General features: G+C 32.1%; 11 protein-coding genes and 1 pseudogene. 3 read left to right on the top strand and 9 right to left on the bottom strand.

All coding sequences use genetic code 11. The features are described 5' to 3' along the window. The 3 genes and pseudogenes from AC3DU7_RS04830 to AC3DU7_RS04820 form a co-directional block, all read left to right on the top strand. A partial coding sequence (locus AC3DU7_RS04830; RefSeq protein WP_488038223.1) for a helicase-related protein occupies positions 1 to 1,019 on the top strand: 1,019 nt, incomplete at its 5' end. A gap of 180 nt (positions 1,020 to 1,199) precedes the next feature. Beyond that, complete coding sequence (locus tag AC3DU7_RS04825; protein WP_488038222.1) at positions 1,200 to 1,787, top strand: hypothetical protein; 588 nt, start codon at positions 1,200 to 1,202, stop codon at positions 1,785 to 1,787. A gap of 26 nt (positions 1,788 to 1,813) precedes the next feature. Next, positions 1,814 to 1,909 (top strand): annotated as a pseudogene (locus AC3DU7_RS04820) (UvrB/UvrC motif-containing protein); the annotation flags it as partial. A 74-nt stretch (positions 1,910 to 1,983) separates the two neighbouring features. On the opposite strand, the gene AC3DU7_RS04815 reads toward AC3DU7_RS04820, so the two are convergent. The 9 genes from AC3DU7_RS04815 to AC3DU7_RS04775 form a co-directional block, all read right to left on the bottom strand. Further along, complete coding sequence (locus AC3DU7_RS04815; RefSeq protein WP_488038221.1) at positions 1,984 to 2,325, bottom strand: type II toxin-antitoxin system PemK/MazF family toxin; 342 nt, start codon at positions 2,323 to 2,325, stop codon at positions 1,984 to 1,986. Further along, positions 2,322 to 2,555 (bottom strand): hypothetical protein, encoded by a 234-nt coding sequence (locus AC3DU7_RS04810; protein WP_488038220.1) that lies wholly within the window; start codon positions 2,553 to 2,555, stop codon positions 2,322 to 2,324. The genes AC3DU7_RS04815 and AC3DU7_RS04810 overlap by 4 nt, the downstream gene beginning before the upstream one ends. Positions 2,556 to 2,666: 111 nt before the next feature. Beyond that, on the bottom strand, positions 2,667 to 2,846 hold the full coding sequence (locus AC3DU7_RS04805) for a type II toxin-antitoxin system HicA family toxin (RefSeq protein WP_488038219.1): 180 nt from the start codon (positions 2,844 to 2,846) through the stop codon (positions 2,667 to 2,669). 62 nt (positions 2,847 to 2,908) lie between these two features. Then, complete coding sequence (locus tag AC3DU7_RS04800; protein WP_488038218.1) at positions 2,909 to 3,103, bottom strand: type II toxin-antitoxin system HicB family antitoxin; 195 nt, start codon at positions 3,101 to 3,103, stop codon at positions 2,909 to 2,911. 48 nt (positions 3,104 to 3,151) lie between these two features. After that, the gene (locus AC3DU7_RS04795) at positions 3,152 to 3,565 is read right to left on the bottom strand and encodes a type II toxin-antitoxin system VapC family toxin (RefSeq protein WP_488038217.1); all 414 of its coding nucleotides are present in this window, start codon (positions 3,563 to 3,565) and stop codon (positions 3,152 to 3,154) included. Beyond that, positions 3,550 to 3,768, bottom strand: a complete 219-nt coding sequence (locus AC3DU7_RS04790) for a ribbon-helix-helix protein, CopG family (protein WP_488038216.1) — start codon at positions 3,766 to 3,768, stop codon at positions 3,550 to 3,552. The genes AC3DU7_RS04795 and AC3DU7_RS04790 overlap by 16 nt, the downstream gene beginning before the upstream one ends. Positions 3,769 to 3,833: 65 nt before the next feature. Continuing rightward, a complete protein-coding gene (locus tag AC3DU7_RS04785; protein WP_488038215.1) occupies positions 3,834 to 4,142 on the bottom strand; it encodes a hypothetical protein in 309 nt (102 codons plus the stop codon). Positions 4,143 to 4,314: 172 nt separating this feature from the next. Then, positions 4,315 to 5,913 (bottom strand): protein kinase domain-containing protein, encoded by a 1,599-nt coding sequence (locus tag AC3DU7_RS04780; protein WP_488038214.1) that lies wholly within the window; start codon positions 5,911 to 5,913, stop codon positions 4,315 to 4,317. Positions 5,914 to 5,945: 32 nt separating this feature from the next. Further along, positions 5,946 to 7,032: PP2C family serine/threonine-protein phosphatase (locus tag AC3DU7_RS04775; protein ID WP_488038213.1), on the bottom strand; the 1,087-nt coding region annotated here is incomplete at its 5' end.

The raw sequence follows: 7,032 nt of genomic DNA, 5'->3' as shown, positions 1-7,032 counted from the left end.
AAGATTGGTTGTTAGTTATTGATGAATCTCATGTAACGGTTCCACAAATTCGTGGAATGTATAATGGCGACCAAGCTAGGAAAAAAGTTTTAATTGACCATGGGTTTCGTTTGCCTAGTGCTGCAGATAATCGACCTTTAAAATCTGATGAATTTTGGCAAAAAGTTAATCAATGTATTTTTGTTTCTGCTACTCCTGGAAATTGGGAAATAGAAAAATCTGAGGATAGAATTGTTGAGCAAATTATTCGTCCTACTGGTGTTGTTGACCCGGAAATTTTTGTTCGTCCAACTGAGGGTCAAGTTGATGATTTATTAGGAGAAATTAGGGAAAGGGTTAAGCTGGAAGAAAGGGTTTTGATTACGACTTTAACTAAGCGGATGGCTGAAGATTTGACAGAATATTTGCAGGAGCAAAATGTGAAGGTTCGTTATTTGCATTCGGAGATTAATTCTATTCAGAGAATTGAGATTTTACAGGGGTTGAGAGAGGGAGAGTTTGATGTTTTAATTGGGGTTAATTTATTACGGGAAGGTTTGGATTTACCGGAGGTTTCTTTAGTAGCTATTTTAGATGCGGATAAGGAGGGATTTTTACGAGCAGAACGTTCTTTAATTCAGACTATTGGTAGGGCAGCACGTCATGTCCGGGGTCAAGCTATTTTGTATGCCGATAATTTGACGGATAGTATGATTAAAGCTATAGATGAAACTGAAAGAAGACGAGGAATTCAGTTGGCATATAATAAGATGAATAATATTACACCGAAACCTATTGTTAAGAAACAAAGTAATGCAATTTTGGCATTTTTAGATGTGTCACGTCGTTTAAATTCTCAACAGTTGGAAGAGGTTTATGAACAGGTGGATGAGTTGTCTTTGGAGGAGCTGCCGGAGTGGATTAAAAAGTTAGAAAGTCAGATGAAAGAAGCGGCGAAAAAATTGGAATTTGAAGAGGCAGCTAAATTGCGGGATAGAATTAAATATTTACGGGATAAGTTGGTGGGTAATAGGGAGTAAGTTTTAGGTATTAGTTATTTGAATAAATTTGTTAGACTTATTATTATTGTCAGGTGAAAATTATGTCGAAAACGAGTAATGTTAAAGATTGAATCTCACCAATGCTTATATAGAAGTGGCTAAATTAATAAGACTATCTTAGAATATAGCTAATCCTAAGACTAAATCATTGATAAAAGTATGGAAATGGATGAAAGAACTCAAGGTGCTTGGATTATTCATCATACAGATAAACTCCAAGATATGAAATATGCTGCCAATGATTATGAGAATATTAATCTTGCGGGAAAGTGTGGTTTATTACTATCTAGTTTGGCTGCTACTGAGGAAATGTCTATATCTCAGGAAAAGCTAAATGCTTTAGCTAAGGCAGCTAATATTAGCTTAAAGATGGAGTTACCAACAATATTAGATAAACTGGAAAAGCAAAAATTAATCATTTCTGACTCTACTAGAGTTTATATTATAGGGCTAACTAATGCTGCTATTAAATTAGCATCTTCGGTTATAGCAAATCAAAGTATTGCTACAGCCCTTAAAAGAGAAGTTGATAAACAAACTAAGTATAGATCTGTTGAAATTTTATCAGATTATTTTGCTAAAACTGCTAATATGAATTCCTTGTTTAAAAATGCTAGTTTATTTGAGCTTCATGCTTATTCTCAAGTTGTTACAACACCTTTAAAACTCCCCATAGAGCTGCAAAGTATAATCGGTTTATTGACTGATTTTTTCCGAATGGATAGAAAACAAATATTGAACCTATAAATTTATTAAATCTCTAGTAAATAATTATTAAAAAAGCAGCGAAAAATTTGGAATTTGAGGAGACAGCTAAATTGCGGGATAGAATTAAATATTTGCGGGATAAATTAGTGGGTAATTCTTGAAGTTTCTCAAAAAAACAATTGTTTCTGTAGTGTCTATTTCAGAGTTTTGATTTTTTCTGTTTCTAAATCACTGATTAATAACCTAAAGTAAATAATACAGTACTTTCTAATTCATTTATTATGGTTGGACTTAGTTTTCCTAATTTCCGACCTAAATGAGTTTTATCTAATACTCTTAATTGATGACATAAAGCAATTGAATCTTGATTTAATCCGCCTTCATCTTTAGGAATAAGTAAACAACTAGGCAAAGAACTTCGTTTTAAATTAGTAGTTAAAGGAATAGTAATAATAGTTGTAGTAAATTGAGAAATCGTATTTTCTTGAAAAATAATTACTGGACGAATTCCTGCCTGTTCAGAACCTTGTGTGGGGTTAAGACTGGCAATCCAAATTTCTCCTCGTTCAATTTTCATAGTCTATCTTCTTGAGTTAATAAATCAGCATATTCATTGATTCCTTCTTCTGCAAGTTGACAATCTTCATCGGCAAATTCTTGATAAAGTTGGGCTAACTTTTCTGTATCTAGGTTAGGTTTAATTAACTTTTCTCTGAACTTTAGAAAGGTGATAAAATCAGCAACTTGGTTAAGTTGTTCTTCATTTAATTGGTTCAATTTTTGATTTATTTGTTCTTTTGTATTCATGGTTTTAGTTAGAGATAATACGTTTAGTTTTGATCGTTAAGAATTGATTCTAAAATATATGGAGTCATTCTGTTAACAATTGCTTGTTGGCTCGCTTCTAAAGTTATCTTGCTATAATAAATCAATAAATTCATTAATACTTAACTCACAATCTCGTAAAATTTGAGTACATAATCCTTTTCCAATGGTTTCTTTGCCATGAAAAGGAATAACAGTTCTTCTACCATCGGGATGAATCAAAATATGATGGCTTCCTTTAATTCTAGTAACACTAAAACCTGCTTTTTTCAAAGCTTAAATTATTTCCTTTCCGGTAACTGCTAGAATATTAGTCATTTCTGAATTTCTACTCGTTATACACCCACAAACTCTAAGGGTTTAAATTCTTCGTTCTCCATTTCTAAACAAAGTTCAATAGCTTCTTGAATGCGTTCCATTAGTTCATCATAACTTTTTGCTTGTGTATGACATCCTTTTAATGCGGGAACGGATGCAACCAAATAGCAATCTGCATCTTTTTCGAGAATTACATTAAAATATTTTCTCATTAGTTATTTCTCTTCTTCATGGTTTTGGTATTTAATTATAAAGAAAAATTATGGCAATATTTCTAGATACTTAACCTGTTCTGATTGAATTAAGTTAAAATGTCTTCTGTCTAAGGTTAAAATTCTTTTGATTTGATGATTTTCTGCTAAAATAACTAAACTAGCATCAACGAATCCGAGGGGTAAATCTTTATACTGTTCCATAAGTTTTGTAATTTTATTAATATCATCTAACTCGATAGTAAGATAATTAAAATATTCATTTCCTAAGTCTTCTATAAAACTCCTAGCAACCCTTTCTCCTAAATATTTAGTGGCTAAATAATCAACTTCTGGCAAAACGGTTAAAGGGATGTAAATTTGATAATTGGTGACAATATTAACTGCTTGGGAATGGTAGCGATCATCCCTATCTAAAAAAGCAATAATTCCACTGGTATCTGCTATTACTCTTCTATCCATAATAGTTTTTCTGCTTTAGATGATAAGTCTGGTCTTCCACTTGAACCCATTCCTACTGATTTGGGTAATTTTTGAGTTTTTTCAGTAAGATAATTGGCGATTAATTCTTGGATAATTTCAGGAATAGATTTTCCTGTTTGAGTGGCTAATTTTTTTAGGTTAGCTTCAGTTTCTTCTGGTAAATAAATTGTTGTTGGTTTCATTATGTAAAATATTCAATAAAAACAGATACTTTAATTATAGATTAATGTGTCTGTAAAAATAGTTTTCATTCTTCTTGTTTAGGTTTATCGTAGATATAATGGTCATGTTGCTCTGCTCCATTTGTAGGGAGTAGATTAAGTTCATCTTCTGTCATATCCTGAATTAAAGATTGTGCTACTTCCCAGATAGGTTGATTAACTTTTTTACTGGCTTTTTTTGCCTGAGTTTGTAATTCAAATTGGATGGCTTTTTTGAGTTCTGCAAATATTATATCTAGAGAATTTTCTTCAAACTGCTTATCAGTAATTTCTGGGCAAGATGCAGAGTAACCAGATTCTTTTTTTTCTAGGGATATATTGATTTGATATGACATTTAAAATTTTATCCTTTTAAGTAATACAACGAATTTCACGAACTAATTTCACGTTGGTAAGGTACACCTCGAAGCGTGCAAGATGCCAGCACTACAAACATTTAATTGTTAATCTCTGTGCTTCATATACTTGGAATTTGCTGTATCTTCACTTAGATTCATTGATGCAGTTTTACAGAGAATTACTATTGATGCGATTGATCTGGTTTTGCAGAGAATAATTTTTGTCTGTTAACTCTTCCTTTTCTTCTTCTAACTTTTTATTTTTGTCTGTTAACTCTTCTTTTTCTTCTTCTAATTTTTTGATTTGCGCTTGTAAATCTTCAATATTACCGTCTAAGGATGCAGTTTGATTTTGCATCCCCTTGATTAACTCATCTATATCAAAGTAAATTAAAGGTTTTTCTCCTTTAATAATATTGCCAATATTTTCTAATTCTAATTCCAGAGAATAAGATGATAAGTTCCATCTTCCAGAGGAAAGTTCATTTCGTTCTCTTAATTGCTTAATTTGACTAATGATTTGATTTCTTTCTTGATATTGAAGGAAAGATAGACCTGCTAAAGCTGTACTAATAATTGTAGAAATTATAGCTATAGTTTTCCATGGAGTTACAGATATATTTTTCCTTTTCTTAACGTAAGTATGTCGTACTCGAGGTTCTGGAATAGGTTTTTTTGGTGGCAAAGGAGGAGATGATGGTTGGATAAGTTGGATGCTTTTCGGAGGAATAGGATCTTCAACAAATGGGAAAATATCAACTTTTAAATTGTTGGCTCGCTCGCACCAATAACACTTACCATAATGTCTATTATAAATATGGTTTCTATTTTTACTACAGACTACTAAATCATTAATTGCTGTTAGTAAAGCCTGAAACCAATCTTCAGGTGACGGGCGATAAGATGGCTTTTTATGACCATCATTAAAACATTTAAGAAATAATTTTTTTAGTTCTGGATGTGCAACATTTAGAGGAATTGCATATAGACTAGGTTTAAGAAGAGTGTTAACACCATAAGGCCAATAACCTTGACTAATTGATTCATTTTGTCCTGGAGGATTTCCTGAACCTGTCCATTTTCCCATAAAAGGATGATAACCAAATAGTAAATAATAAATTATTACGGCGAGTCGAAAGCGATCGTGATATCGTGTTTGCGTAAGTTGAGCCAAATTTTTGCCTACTAATTCCGGGGGAATAAAACCTTCTGAGCTTACAGAACAACGATAGACTTTACCTGTTTTAGAGTCTTGAACCTGAAAAGAATCAGTATCAATTAAAGAAACAAAACTTTGCTCATTAACCAGAATATTTTTCGTACTAATATCGCCAATAATATAATTTTTAGCATGAATTTCTTTGAGAATAGAAACAAAATTTAGGGCAATAATATGTAGGCAATACCAGTTAAATCTAGGAGCTTCTTGACAACGTAGTTGGGGATTATAGACATTAATCATTTCTTTTGCATTGGTAATTTCTGGCATCAAGAAACCTACACAATTTTTTTGACTGTCTATAATTAAATCAATAGGCCAACTAATCGCAATATGGTTTTGACTAGCAGTGGGATTTGTTGGAGGGTTGGCAAGCATTAATTTGAGCTTTTCTACTTGCTCTGAAGTTGGTTTTTTATAAATCTTTCCTAAATATCCATTATGGTTAGTTTTCCAAACGGTTCCTTCACCTCCCTTCGCTATTTCTTCGACTAGAAAGATAGATTGACCTTGACTGTTAAAGTATCTGGGCATAGTTATTCTAGGCATAGTTATTTAGGTGTAGCTATAAGTAATTATAGTTAGGATAAATACGAAAAAATATATTCACGGATTGAATAATACAAGGCTCCCCCTAAACTTAAACCTAAAGAAGAAATAATCAGCAGATTAATTAAGGCTTTTTCTCTTTGGAATTGAGAGTTATAAGACTTGATTGGTTGGTATATATAGAAGTTAAACCAAACAATAATTACTGTTAGTACAGCAGCAATAAAGAAAGAAATAAACAAATTGAAAGTAGAACTCTTAAATTTACTGTCTACAAACAAATCATGGTAAAGTGAATTCCAGAAACTCCCTGATAAAACATCAAATAAAATAACTATATTGTGTTTTTTAGCTTTGGGGGGAGAAGGACTTTCTCCAGACTCAGAATATTCATACCAAAATAATAATATTGTTTTATCATCATCTGTTCTTTCGTTAACATCTTCTGATTTTAACCAGTCTTCCGTCGAAAGTTTTTCCTCATTCTCAGTTCTAGTTTCTAATGCCTTTTCAAAGTCATAAAAAAAAGGCGGATGTGGTTGCCAATTTTTGAGATTAATTGCTATTTTTTCTAATCCATCGCTGGCAGCGAAGATAAATTGTTGCTTGCCAAATAATGTCTTGACTTGCATTTTTCTTTCAGCACTTGAGGAAGTAACAAAAGTTGTTTCATTGAAATATTCTCCTTTGCTGGGATGAAACAGTAACTGATATTTTGATTCAGGTTGTCTAACCACAATAAAACCATCCCCTATTTGCATAGCTGCTAGCCAATTAGGAGTAGCAACAACAACTAATAAAGTACAGGAAAAATCTTTTGGGGAGCAAGACATTTTCCTCGCTTTTTCATTAAACGCTTCTTTTACTTTTTTTAATGTTGTGGCAAAAACTTTCTTAGCCAAATATTTTAATCTTTTTCGTGATAATTTATCCTCTTTTTTTAATGAATTAGACCAAAGTTGTAAGCTGTTTAGAGCTGTTTCAACTGCTAGCTTTGAACCAACATCAGAATATTTATATATACCACCACCATCTGACACAGCACCAATAACAATCTCACCATTGTTAAGTCTGATAAATTCAGTGTAATCTTGACAAGGCAACCCTGACTTTTGATGA

Source organism: Okeania sp., from assembly GCF_983059655.1.
Note: the sequence above shows the minus strand (reverse complement) of the source record. Positions and strands in the feature narration are given on the sequence as shown.